The sequence below is a fragment of the Pseudomonas idahonensis genome (genome assembly GCF_037903935.1).
GTDB lineage: Bacteria > Pseudomonadota > Gammaproteobacteria > Pseudomonadales > Pseudomonadaceae > Aquipseudomonas > Aquipseudomonas danubii.
Map to the genome: position 1 here is coordinate 1,459,848 of NZ_CP149586.1, position 14,284 is coordinate 1,474,131.

Annotated in this window: 10 protein-coding genes; 5 read left to right on the plus strand and 5 right to left on the minus strand. The window is 59.8% G+C overall.

Annotated features, from left to right (window positions below; genetic code table 11):
- The first annotated feature begins 5 nt into the window (after positions 1-5).
- On the plus strand, positions 6-890 hold the full coding sequence (locus WIN67_RS06645; protein WP_306398310.1) for a LysR substrate-binding domain-containing protein: 885 nt from the start codon (positions 6-8) through the stop codon (positions 888-890).
- A gap of 7 nt (positions 891-897) precedes the next feature.
- Here the strand turns inward: WIN67_RS06645 and WIN67_RS06650 are convergent, their stop codons facing one another.
- The gene (locus WIN67_RS06650; RefSeq protein ID WP_306398311.1) at positions 898-2,019 is read right to left on the minus strand and encodes a muconate cycloisomerase family protein; all 1,122 of its coding nucleotides are present in this window, start codon (positions 2,017-2,019) and stop codon (positions 898-900) included.
- A 584-nt stretch (positions 2,020-2,603) separates the two neighbouring features.
- Positions 2,604-3,866 (minus strand): OprD family porin, encoded by a 1,263-nt coding sequence (locus tag WIN67_RS06655; protein ID WP_339070797.1) that lies wholly within the window; start codon positions 3,864-3,866, stop codon positions 2,604-2,606.
- 622 nt (positions 3,867-4,488) lie between these two features.
- Between WIN67_RS06655 and WIN67_RS06660 the strand changes: the two genes are divergently transcribed.
- The 4 genes from WIN67_RS06660 (at position 4,489) to WIN67_RS06675 (ending at position 8,453) form a co-directional block, all read left to right on the plus strand.
- Positions 4,489-4,746: an Os1348 family RiPP precursor gene (locus WIN67_RS06660; protein WP_253127396.1), complete on the plus strand. Its 258-nt coding sequence runs from the start codon at positions 4,489-4,491 to the stop codon at positions 4,744-4,746.
- Positions 4,747-4,839: 93 nt separating this feature from the next.
- Positions 4,840-5,310, plus strand: coding sequence for a GNAT family N-acetyltransferase (locus tag WIN67_RS06665; RefSeq protein ID WP_339070798.1), 471 nt, complete (start codon positions 4,840-4,842; stop codon positions 5,308-5,310).
- A gap of 20 nt (positions 5,311-5,330) precedes the next feature.
- The gene (locus WIN67_RS06670; RefSeq protein ID WP_339070799.1) at positions 5,331-6,491 is read left to right on the plus strand and encodes an aKG-HExxH-type peptide beta-hydroxylase; all 1,161 of its coding nucleotides are present in this window, start codon (positions 5,331-5,333) and stop codon (positions 6,489-6,491) included.
- A gap of 15 nt (positions 6,492-6,506) precedes the next feature.
- Positions 6,507-8,453, plus strand: a complete 1,947-nt coding sequence (locus WIN67_RS06675; RefSeq protein WP_339070800.1) for a DUF692 family multinuclear iron-containing protein — start codon at positions 6,507-6,509, stop codon at positions 8,451-8,453.
- Between the two features lie 66 nt (positions 8,454-8,519).
- On the opposite strand, the gene adeC is transcribed toward WIN67_RS06675, so the two are convergent.
- From adeC to emhA, 3 genes are read right to left on the minus strand one after another with little or no spacing between them, the layout of a single operon-like run.
- A complete protein-coding gene (gene adeC / locus WIN67_RS06680) occupies positions 8,520-9,980 on the minus strand; it encodes an AdeC/AdeK/OprM family multidrug efflux complex outer membrane factor (protein WP_339070801.1) in 1,461 nt (486 codons plus the stop codon).
- Positions 9,977-13,120: an efflux RND transporter permease subunit gene (locus WIN67_RS06685; RefSeq protein ID WP_102861507.1), complete on the minus strand. Its 3,144-nt coding sequence runs from the start codon at positions 13,118-13,120 to the stop codon at positions 9,977-9,979. Before WIN67_RS06685 ends, adeC begins: the two co-directional genes overlap by 4 nt.
- Positions 13,121-13,123: 3 nt before the next feature.
- Positions 13,124-14,281, minus strand: a complete 1,158-nt coding sequence (gene emhA, locus WIN67_RS06690; RefSeq protein WP_102861508.1) for an efflux RND transporter periplasmic adaptor subunit EmhA — start codon at positions 14,279-14,281, stop codon at positions 13,124-13,126.
- Positions 14,282-14,284: the final 3 nt, after the last annotated feature.

Below are 14,284 nucleotides of genomic sequence, written 5' to 3' on the forward strand. Positions count from 1 at the left end.
TGATCATGATTGAGTTAAGGCATCTTCGTTATTTTATTGCGATTGCCAAGTTTCAGCATATGACTCGTGCGGCAGAATCTTTATGTGTGACCCAGTCCACTCTTTCGCATCAAATAAAACAGTTGGAAACATTGTTGGGGGTACAGCTTTTCGATCGAGTTGGCCGTGGGGTTGAGTTGAGCTTTTCCGGAAAAGCGTTTCTGGAATATGCCATTCGCGCATTGAGGGAGGTCGAGGAGGGGGCGCTGGCGCTGCGCGACATAGACTCTCCAGCCCACGGTCTTATACGCATAGGTGGTATCAGTAGTTATATCGATAGCTTGTTGCCCAAGGTGGTTTCCTCTTTGAATAGGCGATATCCAAATGTTCGAGTAGTTGCCGAGGAACTATCGGCTGGTGAGGTTGCAGAAGCATTGTTGTCCGGTGGGATCGATTTGGGTATTTCATTCTCGGAATCATTTAAGCTCGATTTTCAAGTGTTGCCACTATTTGTCGAATCCTTGGTGCTGACGGTATCGACTCTTCATGTTTTTGCATCTAGAACAGTTGTTGATGCCACTGAGCTTACATCCATGAACCTAGCGTTGCAGACCTCGCGTTATCACTCAAGGAAACTGATCGATGAATTGCTTGGGCATTTTATCGACGAAAGTATAAAGGTCGAGTTAGGTTCTCTTGACTGTTTGTTGAGTCTTGTACGGTCGAACCCGCAGATTGCCTTGGTGCATTTCGAACACAAGCTGCGTGTAGACCCATTGTTGGTGCATATTCCTATTCAAAATCCAGATGCCACCCGTACGGCTGTTCTGATGCGTCATCCGCAGCGCCGGGAGACGGCCCTCCAGCAAGAGGTATCGAGATTGATTCAGGCCGTTTCCAGTCAGGTTTGAGCAGGTTTCAACGTTGGATGAGCCGCGCCAATTGGTTTTCATCAATCTGCACCCCCAGCCCCGGCCCTTTGGGTAACCACAGCTTGAAGTCGTGGTATTGCGGGCGCTCGCTGACCACGTCCTCGGCCAGCAGCAAGGGGCCGAACAGTTCAGTGTCCCAAGCCAGTGGTGGCAAGGTTGCAAATGCATGGGCAGAGGCCAGTGTGCCAATGCTACTTTCGAGCATCGTGCCGCCATACAGATCGATTCCTGCGGCCTGAGCGATAGCTGCCGTACGCAAGACTGCACGGGGGCCGCCGGTCTTGGCGATCTTCAGGGAAAAGATTGGCGCACAGGCGGCGCTAGCCAGGTTGAAACTGTCGGCTACGGATTCGATTGCTTCATCGGCCATCAATGGAATGGGCAGGTGGCGGCTCAGCCGTGCCAAGGCCCGCCAGTCGTGACGGGGGACGGGCTGCTCGATCATCTCGACGCCGGCTGCGGCCAACTGGGCACCCGCACCGATGCACAGCGACTCGCTCCAGGACTGGTTGATGTCGACGCGCACGCTGGCACGATTGCCCAATGCTTGTTTGATCGTGGCCGCGTGCTGGACGTCCCGGGCGAGCGAGGTCGCTCCCAGCTTGACCTTGAAGTGCCGGTGGCGATGTAGGTCCAGCATCTTTTCGGCTTCATCGATGTCCTGGTGTGTATCGCCGCTGGCCAGGACCCAGACGACTTCCAGGGCGTCGACTAGCGGTCCTCCGAGCACTTCGGCCACCGACAGGCCGAGGTGCTTGCCTTGAGCATCCAGCAATGCGCTTTCAACTGCAGAGCGGGCGAAGGTATTGCCCTTTATCGAGTTGTCTATGCGCTCCATCAATGCGTTGAGGTTGTAGGGATTCTGTCCGATCAGCAGTGGAGTGAAGTAGCGCTCGATGTTGACTTTGATGCTCTCCGGACTCTCTCCGGCATAGGACAGGCCGCCAATGGTGGCTGCTTCGCCGATTCCGCTAACTCCGTCGCTGCAGCGAATGCGCAGAATCACTGTCAATTGGGTTTCTATGGTGTGCATGGCTAATTTGTGCGGCCGCAGTAGAGGCAGGCCGACGAGATGGGCCTCGACATGTTCGATGTGATGAGAGGACATGGCTTTCCCGTTCCTTGGGTTATTGGGCTGTTGAATCGCCGGGCAATGTTGTTGCTGACCTTCGGCCAGGGTCAACAGCCTACCGGGCAGGTAAAAAACTATGCAGGGCACGCAATGCTCTGGATTGATTGGGGAAAGACAGGGGGCGAGAGATTTATCGTGAGGCTAAATAAGCTGCTCAAGGCTTTTTTAGAGCAATAGACACAAACTTATTAAGAATATTCTGTCGGTTATTAAGTAGAGTCTTTAGCCTTGAAGGGAAAAGTTCAGAGTCTCACTTGGCACCCTGTCTTGGCCTGTTCCTGGTTTGGGCACTACCGGGAACTGCTGTGACCTTGTATCAAGCAGAGCCATCACTCTGTGCCGGAAAACCAAGCAAGGAAGGAGGGAGGGCCGGAGGGCCAGGGACATAGAGCCTGACCTTCCCAAGAGGAGCTTGCACACTCCGTCATAACTCCAGCGTACGGGCGTGAAAAAATCGTCTGCAATCGTATTTGGGGCTCCTCCTGCAAAATACGGATCGAGTTTTTCTGTTGTTGCAGAAGCCGGCTTGCTGGTGGAATGGATCTATCAGCCAGGCGAGGTCATAGCAGGCTCAGCGGATAGCTGACGATCAGGCGGTTCTCGTCGAACTCGTTGTTGCTGAAATCACGGCGCATGGTGGAGTTGCGCCATTTCAGGTTGAGGTTCTTCAAGGTGCCGCTCTGCACCGTGTACCCAAGCTCGCTTTCCCGGCCCCATTCCTTGCCATCGCTGACGGTGGTGGTGTGCACGTTGCTGCCGCTGATGTAGCGGTTCATCAGGGTCAAACCAGGCACGCCCAGGGCGGCGAAGTTGTAGTCATGGCGCAGTTGCCAGGATTTTTCCTTGGCGTTGTCGTAGCTGGCGTTGTAGCTGTCGTTGGCCAGGGTCCCGCCGCTGGTGCCGTTGACCCGCATCCAGCCGCTGTCGCCGGTGAGTTTCTGCAGGCCGACGTAGAAGGTGTTGCCGCCGTATTTGGCCGAGAACAGGCCGGACCAGGTGCGGTTTTCCAGATCGCCGGCCCGGGCGCTGCCGTCTTCCTTGCCGTAGAAGAAGCCCAGGTTGGCCCCCAGGGTCCAGTCGCCCAGCGGCTGGGTGTGGATCAGGTTGACGAACTGCTGGCTGTAGATGTCCTTGAGCTCGGCATTCCACAGGCCGATCTGGGTGCGCTTGTCATTGAAGGCGTATTCGGCCCCCTGGAAGTTGAAGCGATCCGAGGTGAAGGCCGCTTTGCCGAACATCGTCATGTCGCTCATGCTGCTGTCGTCGCGGGGGCTGTTGCCACGGAACTGACCGCCGTAGAGGGTCAGGCCGGCGATTTCCTTCGAGGTGATCTGGCCGCCGCGGAAGGTCTGCGGCAGCGAGCGACCGTCATCCGAACGCAGGATCGGCAGCACCGGCATCCATTCGCCAACCTTGACCTCGGTCTGCGACAGCCGGGCCTTGAAGGCCACTCCCAGGCGCCCGAAGTTGTCCGCCGGGCGCCCGTCGTGGTCCAGGGGCAGCAGCTGGGTGCCGCCGGTGCCCTTGCCACCATCGAGCTTCAGCGAGTACAGGCCCAATACATCCATGCCGAAGCCTACCGTGCCCTGGGTGAATCCTGACTTGGCGTCGAGGATCAAGCTCTGGGTCCACTCTTCAGCCTTGCCCTGGACCTTGCTCGGGTTGGTGAAGTTGCGGTTGATGTAGAAGTTGCGCAGGTTCAGGTTGGCCTGGGCGTCTTCGAGAAAGCCCGACTCTGCGGCCATGACCGGCAGGGCGGCGCTGGTCAGCGCCAGGGCCAGAAGGCTGGGCAGAAGGTGTTGCGGCGGGGTGATTGGCTTCATTCGTCGGTCTCTCTAATTGTTAGGGGTGCAACGATCCACTGCCGCAAAAAGCCCATGCGGACAGCTTTCAAGGTCTGGGAGGTGGCGCTTGCAGGATCAGCCGGAGCGGGCAGGACGTGAGGGCATGGCATCGAACCTGTTGTTATTGGTGTGTTCGGGTGCCGGGAATGGTGCGTCGCGGATCAGGGCCGATCAATTGGCGAATGCGGGTTCTGGGCGATTAACGAACAGTTATCGGGCTGGATGTGGTGGGGCGCCAGGGGATATATCCCTGATGAATCCTGAGGTTGTCCTCGCTGGGCGATCAATGCTGGAAGTTGCGCTATTTTCATGACGCAGCGGGCGGCATCAACTAGTTAATAAAAAGGACATATTGCTTTAGTAATAAATCCTTGTTGTTGGGTGTTGTTCTTATATAAAAGGATATAGGACTAATCGCCAGTTAAACTTGATATTCGGTGTTATCGATTATCGTAAAAAGGTTTAAGTGAAAGGTTTGTGCTCGCTGGAAAAGCAGGTTTGCCTTGCTATATTGAAGTTCCTCAAGGCGGACAAGGATAAGTTTAAAGTTTCGTCGGGAGAGGGTTTTTTATCGTGTTGTGAATATACAAGGAGAAACACCATGAGTACGAAAGTCAATCAGGAACGCTTGGCGTCGGTAGTCGGTCGCGCACTTCTGGATAAGGAGTTCGCCGCACAGTTGCAGAAGGACCCAGAGGCCGCGGCCAAAGGCATCGGTGTGCACTTGAGTGTTACCGAAGTGGGTGCAGTGAAAAGTATCGATACGGCAAAACTGACCAGCGCCGGTTCGGCGATTCGCGACAAAATTGGTGTCGCGGCAATCTTTGACACTCAACAGCAACAGGCGCGCATGGACTGAGCCAGGCGTGTGCAGTCCGGTGTGCCGCGCTCAAGTTTTCATCAGTGCGGCACACCGGAACCGGGATTCAAGGTCATCGTGGAGTGCCTGTCCGTGTCCATCACCCTGGTGTCGATGCAGGAAGCCGACTTCAGTCGTTTCGCCCAGCGAGCCCTGGATGAATACGCCACCGGCATGGTGGCGGCCGGGGAATGGTTGCCTGAGCAGGCGTCGCTCCAGGCGGCAGAGGTGTTCCGTCAGTTGCTGCCGCAGGGGCGTCTGAGTATGCACAATCACTTGTGGCGGGCGCTGTGTGCGGGACGGGCGGTGGGTGAGTTGTGGATCGCCGAGCGCCAGGTGGGCTCTCGACGGATTGCCTTCATCCTCGATCTTTATATCGAACCGATCGAACGTCGCCGGGGTTACGCCAGGCAGACGCTGCTGGCCGGTGAGTCGGCGGCGCGTGAGTGGGGGTGTGACGAGATGCGTTTGCATGTCTTCGGGCACAACCAAGGGGCGCGTCGTCTTTATGAACTGCTGGGCTATGAAGTCGCCAGCCTGACGATGAGCAAGCCCTTGCCGTGACCTTAAGGGAAGGTTGAACCATGGACAGTGTTAACAGTCAGCAACCAGAACTTTCCATTGATGAGCTATTTCAGGGCACTACTTTTCTCCCGGACAGCGAGCCGGAACGTTTTTTAAAGTTACAGGAGCAAGTCGAAAAGAATCGTTATACGATGTTTGTCGCGTTATATGCCGAGCTGTCAAAGTTGTTTGCTGCCGATTCTGCGTTGAATCTTTTTTTTAAACAGGCGCTGGATATCATTCTGTCTCCACCCAGTGTTCGCGCCAAACTTATCGCCCATCCAGTGTTTCAGATCTGGAACATTCTGACGTTTCGTGATGTTAACTATCTGTTGACCGGAACGACGCTGGATGATGCTGAAGTTAAAGCCAGGCTGCTGGAGTTTGCGCAAGTACTGCAACGGATCGAAGCTTCGCAGGATGCACAGGTCGATGAGCAATACCCGCCGGTTTATCGATTCGATGTCGACCCGCTGATCACCCAGGTCACGCCGCCCAGTTATGACTATCCGCCAGATGAGCAAACCCGGCGTCAGCTGGAGCGGGCGGGTTATTCCAAAGCCTTTTTCAAGGACGTCATGCAGCTTGCCCTGCTGCGGATCAAGCACACCTGGCCGGCCTGTCATGAACAGTGGCAAGTGCTGGTCAAGGCCGTGTGCTATTTGCCCGACGGCAGTTTTCGCAGTTGCTCGGCGTCCCGTTATACCGGGGTGATCCTGCTGTCGAGCCGGGACAACTCGATACTCGACATGGAAGAGTCGCTGGTGCATGAAGCGACCCACCAGCTGCTGTACAACATCGTCGAAGTCGCTGCGGTGGTGGAGCCCCACGCCTCCAAAGAGGCCCTGTATTCCTTGCCCTGGTCGGGGCAGCAGCGGGACTTGTATGGCTACTTCCACGCCTTCTACGTCTACATCGCCCTGGTCAAGTACCTGGAGCGGGTCCAGGCCCGTCCGGCAGAGGAATTGCGCCGGGCCGAGCAGCGCATGCTGTTTATCCTGCGGGGCTTGAGCAAGGCGCTGGCAGATTTCGAAACCGCACCGGGTTTCACCGCGCAAGGGCGGGAACTGCTGGGCAACCTGATGCAGGAAGTGCATCGGCTGGAGCGTCGTCATGCCGGGTTGCTGAGTCGGGGCGAGGGTGCCAGCACCGTTGCCGCGCCCCTGCACCTGACGGCCTGAGCCAGGGAGGCGGACATGCAAAACTTCGATTCTTCGCGTTTCCCCGAAGCCGGGGTGGGGCTGGAATACCATTTGCCACATGGCGCCGGGGCCGGCTCAGCAGGGCTTGATCCCACCATCGAGCGGATTCTGGATGAAGGGCTGCCGTACTTCGATTACCTGGAGTTCCAGCCCACCCACTGCATTCTGCAGCCGCGGCTGAACGAGCTGGGCGGACGGGTGCCGGTGCTGCTGCATTCTTCCAGCCTGTCCCTGGGCAGCGTCGGCATTGAGATGGACCGGGAGTTTTTGCGCATGACCCGTCGTCTGTGCGACCGAACCTCATCCCCCTGGCTGGCCGAGCATATTTCCTGGTCACGGTTTCAGGGTGGTGATACCCAGCATTTCATTCTGCCGAGCCTGGCCCGTGAAGTGGCCGATACGGTGGTGGCCAATGCTATCGAGCTGCAGGCCTTCACCCGGATCCCCCTGGTGCTGGAGAACGCCCCCCGGCTGTTTTCCATGGACATTGGCCAGGAACTCTCCGAAGGCGGGTTCATTTGCAGTGTGGTCGAGCGCAGTGACAGTGGCTTTCTTCTGGACCTGGACAGCGCCATCAGCACGGCCAGGGCCCTGGGCTACGACTTGCGCGATTACCTGCGCTCATTGCCGCTGCAACGTCTGATTGAGGTGCATATCGGCGATCCGCGCCGGGACTGGGACATATTGCGCCAACTCTTGCAGTGTGCGCCGCTCAAGGCGGTCACCATCGAGTGGGACATTGCCGATCGAGCCGAGGACCCGCAGTTGTCGGCGCTGATCAAGGAGATCAAGGCCCTGCGGCCCGAACCTCTGTTCTGGCAGGCCGCGCCTGTTGCCAGCGCGCCGGCCCCGACGGTTGGCGCGGTGGATGGCCAGAGCTTGTTCGAACTGCGGCCGGGGACCTGGCTCGGTTTCGCCCATCAGGTCTTTTCCCTGCGCGATCGTCGGCGCGGCCTGGACCTGGAGTTATCGACGGAGTTTTTGCCGCTGGTACGGCATTTTCTCTGCCCGCGGACCCTGGACAGCGCACTCTTGCTACCCGGCGCGTTGCAGGGCGAGAGCCTGGCGGTACTCCAGGAGCTGATTGAGTTGGGCCTGTTGCAGCCCGGGCAGTCCCAGGGCCTTGCCGAGCCCGAGGACGCCGGCGATATCTGGGCCCATTGGCAGGACGCCCTGGATTTCTACCTGGGGACTCGCACTCAAACCGCTACGCCCTACATCAGTGTGGCGCAGATGGAAGAACAGCTGGCTGGCAAGGCGTTGCAGCAGCGTCAGCCATCGGCGTTCAAGGACTACTTTTCACACCCGTTCCTTGCCCTGGACAATCCTCTGTTGGCATCTGCACCGGCGTTGGGTCAGCAGGGCCTGGTGGATACCTTGAGCGATCGCGAGACTTGCCGGACCTTCGACGGTTCGCCCTTGAGCGCCCGGCAGTTGTCCCTGCTGCTGTATTACACCTGGGGCGCTACCCAGATGCGCCGCAACCCCATGGGCGACTTCTTCCTGAAGAAAACCTCGGCCTCCGGCGGCTCTCTGCATGCTATCGAGGTCTATCCGATCCTGCTCAATGTGCAGGGCTTCGAGGCAGGGTTGTACCACTATTCGGTGCGTCGGCACGGGCTTGAACTGCTGTCGCGAGAGGACCCCAGGGCGTGGATTGGCGCAGCCTGTGGCGAGCAGGACTGGATCAGCAAGGCCGCCGTGGTGTTTCTGTCCACCGCGCGGCTTGAGCGCCTGGCCTGGAAATACCCGGGCAGCCGGGCCTTGCGCGTGGCCTTGATGGACTGCGGCCACCTGAGCCAGAGCTTCGCCTTGGTGGCCACGGCGCTGGGGCTCAAGAGCTGCACCACGGCAGCCTTGCGCGACGAGACCTTCGAAACCCGACTGGGCCTGGATTACCTGCGCGAGCCGGTGTTCCTGCTCAATGGTGCCGGCGGCTGAGGGGAGGGCGCGCGAGGCATAAAAAACCCACCGTCAGGTGGGTTTTTCATACAGGCAGACTGTGCTTCAGAACAGGTGCAGCGCCGGGGCCTTTTTAGCCAGTGGCTCGTTCTTCGCGGTCTGTTCGCTCCAGCCGCCGCCGAGGGCCTTGTACAGGTTGACCTCGCTGGTCAGCTGCGACAGGCGATCGGTGATCAAGGCCTGCTGGGCACTGAACAGCGAGCGCTGGGCGTCGAGGAAGGTCAGGTTGCTGTCGACCCCGATGCGATAGCGACGCTCGGCCAGGCGGTAGTAGTCCTGGTTGGCGTTGACGAAGTCACGCTGGGCCTGCAACTGCTGGTTGTAGGTCTGGCGTGCGGCCAAGCCATCGGAGACTTCCTGGAAGGCGGTCTGGATGGACTTCTCGTACTGCGCGACGCTGATGTCTTTCTGGATCTTCGAGTAGTCCAGGCTGGCCCGCAGGCTGCCGGCGTTGAAGATTGGCAGATTGATCTGCGGCTGGAACAGCCAGGTTCCCGAACCGCCCTTGAACAGCCCGGAAAGGTCCGGGCTCAAGGTGCCGGCGTTGGCCGTCAGGCTGATGCTCGGGAAGAACGCCGCCCGCGCCGCGCCGATATTGGCGTTGGCTGCTTTGAGCTTGTACTCGGCTTCGAGGATGTCCGGACGCCGTTGCAGCAGTTCCGACGGCAGACCGGCCGGCAGCTCGCTCAACAGATTGGCCGACAGCGGCTGGGCCGCCGGCAGATTGCTCGGAATCGCCGTGCCCAGCAGCAGCGTCAGGCTGTTTTCATCCTGGGCCACCTGGCGGGTGTAACGGGCCAGTTGAACCCGGGCGTTTTCCACCGAGGTTCGCGCCTGGCTCAGGTCCAGTGCCGAGGCCACGCCCACTTCGTTGCTGCGGGAGGTCAGCCGGTAGCTTTCCTCGTAGGCAGCGAGGGTGTCCTGGGTCAGTTTCAGCAGTTCCTTGTCGGCCTGCCAGGTCATGTAGGCATTGGCCACGCTGGCCACCAGGCTGATCTGGGTGCTGCGCCGGGCCTCTTCGCTGGAGAAGTAGGTCTGCAGGGCTTGTTCGCTCAGGCTGCGTACCCGGCCGAACAGGTCCAGCTCATAGGCGCTGACGCCCACGGTGGCCGAGTACTGGCTGGTGATCCCGGCTTCGCCGGTCTGCGACATGCGTGCTGGAGTACGCTGGCGGCTACCGCTGGCGTTGGCCGAAACCGCAGGGAACAGGTCAGCCCGCTGGATCTGGTACTGCGCGGCGTAGGCATCGATGTTCAGCGCCGCGACTTTGAGGTCGCGGTTGTTTTCCAGTGCAGTCTGGATCAGCTGCTGCAACGCCGGGTCATGGAAGAATTGCCGCCAGCCCTGTTCGGCGGCCGCCACGTTGGCGGCCTCCTTGGGCGAGTAGGCAGGACCTTGGGGGAATTGCGCCGCCACCGGCGCTTGCGGTTGCTGATAATCCGGTATCAGCGAGCAACCACTTAGCGCGATGGCGGTGATTGCCAGGGAGAGTAGCGACTTGCTCATTGGCCAGCCTCATTAGCAGTTGCAGTAGTTTCTGATTGGTCCGCTTTCCTGCGGCCCATGGACGACACGGTGACGAAGAACAATGGCACCCAGAAGATCGCCAGGATCGTCGCGGTGAGCATACCGCCAATCACCCCGGTACCGATCGCATGCTGGCTGCCCGAGCCGGCGCCGGTGGAGATGGCCAGTGGCACAACCCCGAGGACGAAGGCCAGGGAAGTCATGATGATCGGCCGCAGACGCATGCGGCAGGCTTCCACCGCCGCGTCCACCAGGGAGCGGCCCTGCTCGTGCAGTTCCTTGGCGAACTCGACGATCAGAATGGCGTTTTTCGCCGCCAGGCCGATGGTCACCAACAGCCCCACCTGGAAGTACACGTCGTTGGACAGACCCCGCAGGCTGGTGGCCATGAGTGCACCGATGATCCCCAGAGGCACCACCAGCATGACCGCGATCGGAATCGACCAGCTTTCATACAGGGCTGCCAGACACAGGAACACCATCAGCAGGGACAAGGCGTACAGCGCTGGGGCCTGGGAACCCGACAGGCGTTCCTCGTAGGACAGACCGGTCCAGGAAATGCCCACACCCGGCGGCAGCTTGGCGGCAATGGCTTCGACTTCGGCCATGGCCTCACCGGTACTGTAGCCAGGGGCTGGAGCACCGAGGACTTCCATGGCTTCCACGCCGTTGTAACGGGCCAGTTTCGGCGAACCGTAGATCCACTCGCCCTTGGCGAAGGCGGAGAACGGCACCATGGTCCCGGCGCTGTTGCGTACGTACCACTTCTTCAGGTCTTCAGGGCTCATGCGAGCACCGGCCTGACCCTGGATGTAGACCTTCTTCACTCGACCGCGGTCGATGAAGTCGTTGACGTAGCTACTGCCCAGGGCAATCGACAGGGTGTTGTTGATATCGGTGAGGGTCACGCCCAAGGCACTGGCGCGCTCGTCATCGATGGTCAACTGGTACTGCGGTTCATCGTTCAGACCGTTCGGACGTACCTGGGACAGCACCTTGCTCTGGGCGGCCATGCCGAGGAACTGGTTGCGTGCCGCCATGAGTTTCTCGTGGCCGATACCGGCGCGATCCTGGAGGAACACGTCGAAACCGGTGGCGTTACCCAACTCCAGTACCGCCGGAGGGGCGAAGGCGAACACCATCGCGTCACGGAAGCTGAAGAAGTGCTGCTGGGCGCGGGCCGCCAGGTTGAACACGCTGTTTTCTGCGGAGCGCTCGCCCCAGGGCTTGAGCATGATGAAGGCCATGCCCGAGCTCTGGCCGCGACCGGCGAAGTTGAAGCCGTTCACGGTGAACACCGAGGCCACGGTGTCCTTTTCCTTGTCCAGCAGGTAGGCGCGCATCTCGTCCACCACCACCTGGGTCCGTTCGGCACTGGAGCCGGCTGGGGTCTGTACCTGGGCGAACAGAACGCCCTGGTCTTCTTCCGGCAGGAACGCGGTCGGGATGCGGGTGAACAGCCAGATCATGCCCAGGACGATCAATACGTAGGCCAGCAGGTACGGGACCTTGTGGCGAAGCATGTTGCCGACGCCGCGCTCGTAGCTTTTCACGCTGCGATCGAAGGTGCGGTTGAACCAGCCGAAGAAGCCGCGCTTCTCGTGATTCTGCCCCGCAACCACAGGCTTGAGCATGGTGGCGCACAGGGCCGGGGTGAAGATCAGGGCCACCAGCACCGACAGGGCCATGGCCGACACCACGGTGATCGAGAACTGTTTGTAGATCACGCCCGTGGAGCCGCTGAAGAACGCCATCGGCAGCAGTACCGCGGACAGCACCAGGGCGATACCCACCAGGGCGCCCTGGATCTGGCCCATGGATTTCTTCGTCGCTTCCTTGGGTGACAGACCTTCCTCGTGCATCACCCGTTCGACGTTTTCCACCACGACGATGGCGTCGTCCACCAGCAAGCCGATGGCCAGTACCATGCCGAACATGGTCAGGGTGTTGATGCTGAAGCCGGCCGCCGCGAGGATGCCGAAGGTCCCCAGCAGTACCACCGGCACCGTCATGGTGGTGATCACCGTGGCGCGGAAGTTCTGCAGGAACAGGAACATCACCAGGAACACCAGGACAATCGCTTCCACCAGGGTTTCAACCACACCCTTGATGGATTCGGTCACCACTGGCGTGGTGTCGTACGGGAACACCACCTTCATGCCTTGCGGGAAGAAGGGTTCCAGGTCGCTGATGGTCTTGCGCAGCGCCTTGGCGGTGTCCAGGGCGTTGGCGCCGTTGGCCAGTTTCACCGCCAGACCGGAAGCCGGCTTGCCGTTGAACTGGGCGCTGATGGCGTAGTTTTCGCCGCCCAGCGCTACATCGGCAACATCACCCAGGCGTACTTGCGAACCGTCCTTGTTGACCTTGAGCAGGATTGCCTTGAACTGCTCGGCCGTCTGCAGGCGAGTCTTGCCGATGATGGTGGCGTTCAGCTGCTGGCCGGGCAGGGCGGGCAGGCCACCGAGCTGGCCGGAGGACACCTGGACGTTCTGCGCGGCAACCGCGGTCTTCACGTCCACCGGGGTCAGGTTGAAGTTGTTCAGCTTGGCCGGGTCGAGCCAGATCCGCATGGCGTACTGGGCACCGAACACCTGGAAGTCACCCACACCCGCGGTCCGCGAGATCGGGTCCTGCATGTTCGACACGATGTAGTTCGACAGGTCGTCCTTGGACATGCTGCCGTCCTCGGAAACCACGCCGATCACCAGCAGGAAGTTCTTCACTGCCTTGGTTACGCGGATACCCTGTTGCTGCACTTCTTGCGGCAGCAGCGGGGTGGCCAGGTTGAGCTTGTTCTGTACCTGGACCTGCGCGGTGTCCGAGTTGGTGCCCTGCTCGAAGGTGGCGGTGATGGTCATGCTGCCGTCGGAGTTACTTTCCGAGGACACGTAACGCAGGTTGTCGATACCGTTGAGCTGCTGTTCGATCACCTGGACCACGGTGTCCTGCACGGTCTGTGCAGAAGCGCCTGGGTAGGTCACGGAGATCGCAATCGCCGGAGGGGCGATGCTCGGGTACTGGTTGATCGGCAATTTGAGGATCGATAGAGCCCCGACCAACATGATCACCAGGGCAATTACCCAGGCGAAAATCGGACGGTCGATAAAAAATTTCGACATGGTTTACTCCCCTTTGCCGCCTGCAGCTTTGTCAGTTGCCTGTGCAGGGGCCGGGTTCTTGGTTGCTACATTGGTCGCTTCGCTGGCCTTGACTTCAATGCCTGGCTTGACGAATTGCAGGCCTTCGGTGATCAGCCGATCACCAGCTTTCAGGCCATCTTCCACCAGCCACTGGCTACCGACGGTGCGGCTGGCCTTGAGCTGGCGCAGTTCGACCTTGTTGTCCGGGCCAACCACCAGGGCGGTCGGGGTGCCTTTCAGGTCGCGGGTCACGCCTTGTTGTGGGGCCAGGATCGCCGCACTGTTCACCCCAGCTTGCAGCTGGGCGTGGACGAACATGCCCGGCAACAGGGTGTGCTGGGGGTTGGGGAACACGGCGCGCAGGGTCACCGAGCCGGTGGTTTCATCCACCGAGACTTCGGAGAACTCCAGCTTGCCGTCGAGCTTGTACTGGCTGCCGTCTTCCAGGGTCAGTTTGACCTTGGCGGCGTTGTCGCCGACTTTCTGCAGGCGACCGCTTTCCAGCTCGCGGCGCAATTCCAGCAGCTCAACCGAGGACTGGGTGACGTCGACGTAGATCGGGTCCAACTGCTGGATCACCGCCATGGCATTGGCCTGGCCGTTGCTGACCAGGGCGCCTTCGGTCACCGAGGAGCGGCCAATGCGGCCGGTCAAGGGCGACAGCACTTTGGTGAAGCGCAGGTTGATCTGGGCACTTTGCAGGGAGGCTTCCGATTGCAGACGGTTGGCCACGGCGGTGTCGTATTCCTGGCGGCTCACGGCCTGCTCATCGACCAATTGCTTGTAGCGATCTGCAATTGACTTGGTCGATTGCAGATTGGCCTCGGCGCTCTTCAGCGTTGCCTCATAGACCGATGGATCGATCTGATAAAGCTGCTGACCTTCCTTAACATCTCCGCCTTCTTTGAACAGACGCTTGAGAATGATCCCGTTTACCTGTGGGCGAACTTCGGCGATGCGGAAAGCAGTGGTCCGGCCCGGGAGTTCGGAAGTCAAGGTAAAGGCTTGTGGTTGCAGGGTAACGACGCCGACCTGAGGGGCTTGAGGGGCTGGCGCCGCCTCTTCCTTTTTACATCCGCTGAGCAGCGATGCCAGGGCGACGGCAGTGACCAGAGCGGTAACAGCTGGCTTGAGTTGCATGAA

Bases quoted from the DNA above. Each gene is read 5' to 3' on its own strand.
- WIN67_RS06660 (WP_253127396.1), top strand. From the start codon at position 4,489: ATGAGTACGAAAGTCAATCAGGAACGCTTGGCGTCGGTAGTCGGTCGC.
- emhA (WP_102861508.1), bottom strand. From the start codon at position 14,281: ATGCAACTCAAGCCAGCTGTTACCGCTCTGGTCACTGCCGTCGCCCTG.
- WIN67_RS06675 (WP_339070800.1), top strand. From the start codon at position 6,507: ATGCAAAACTTCGATTCTTCGCGTTTCCCCGAAGCCGGGGTGGGGCTG.
- WIN67_RS06650 (WP_306398311.1), bottom strand. From the start codon at position 2,019: ATGTCCTCTCATCACATCGAACATGTCGAGGCCCATCTCGTCGGCCTG.
- adeC (WP_339070801.1), bottom strand. From the start codon at position 9,980: ATGAGCAAGTCGCTACTCTCCCTGGCAATCACCGCCATCGCGCTAAGT.
- WIN67_RS06655 (WP_339070797.1), bottom strand. From the start codon at position 3,866: ATGAAGCCAATCACCCCGCCGCAACACCTTCTGCCCAGCCTTCTGGCC.
- WIN67_RS06670 (WP_339070799.1), top strand. From the start codon at position 5,331: ATGGACAGTGTTAACAGTCAGCAACCAGAACTTTCCATTGATGAGCTA.
- WIN67_RS06685 (WP_102861507.1), bottom strand. From the start codon at position 13,120: ATGTCGAAATTTTTTATCGACCGTCCGATTTTCGCCTGGGTAATTGCC.
- WIN67_RS06645 (WP_306398310.1), top strand. From the start codon at position 6: ATGATTGAGTTAAGGCATCTTCGTTATTTTATTGCGATTGCCAAGTTT.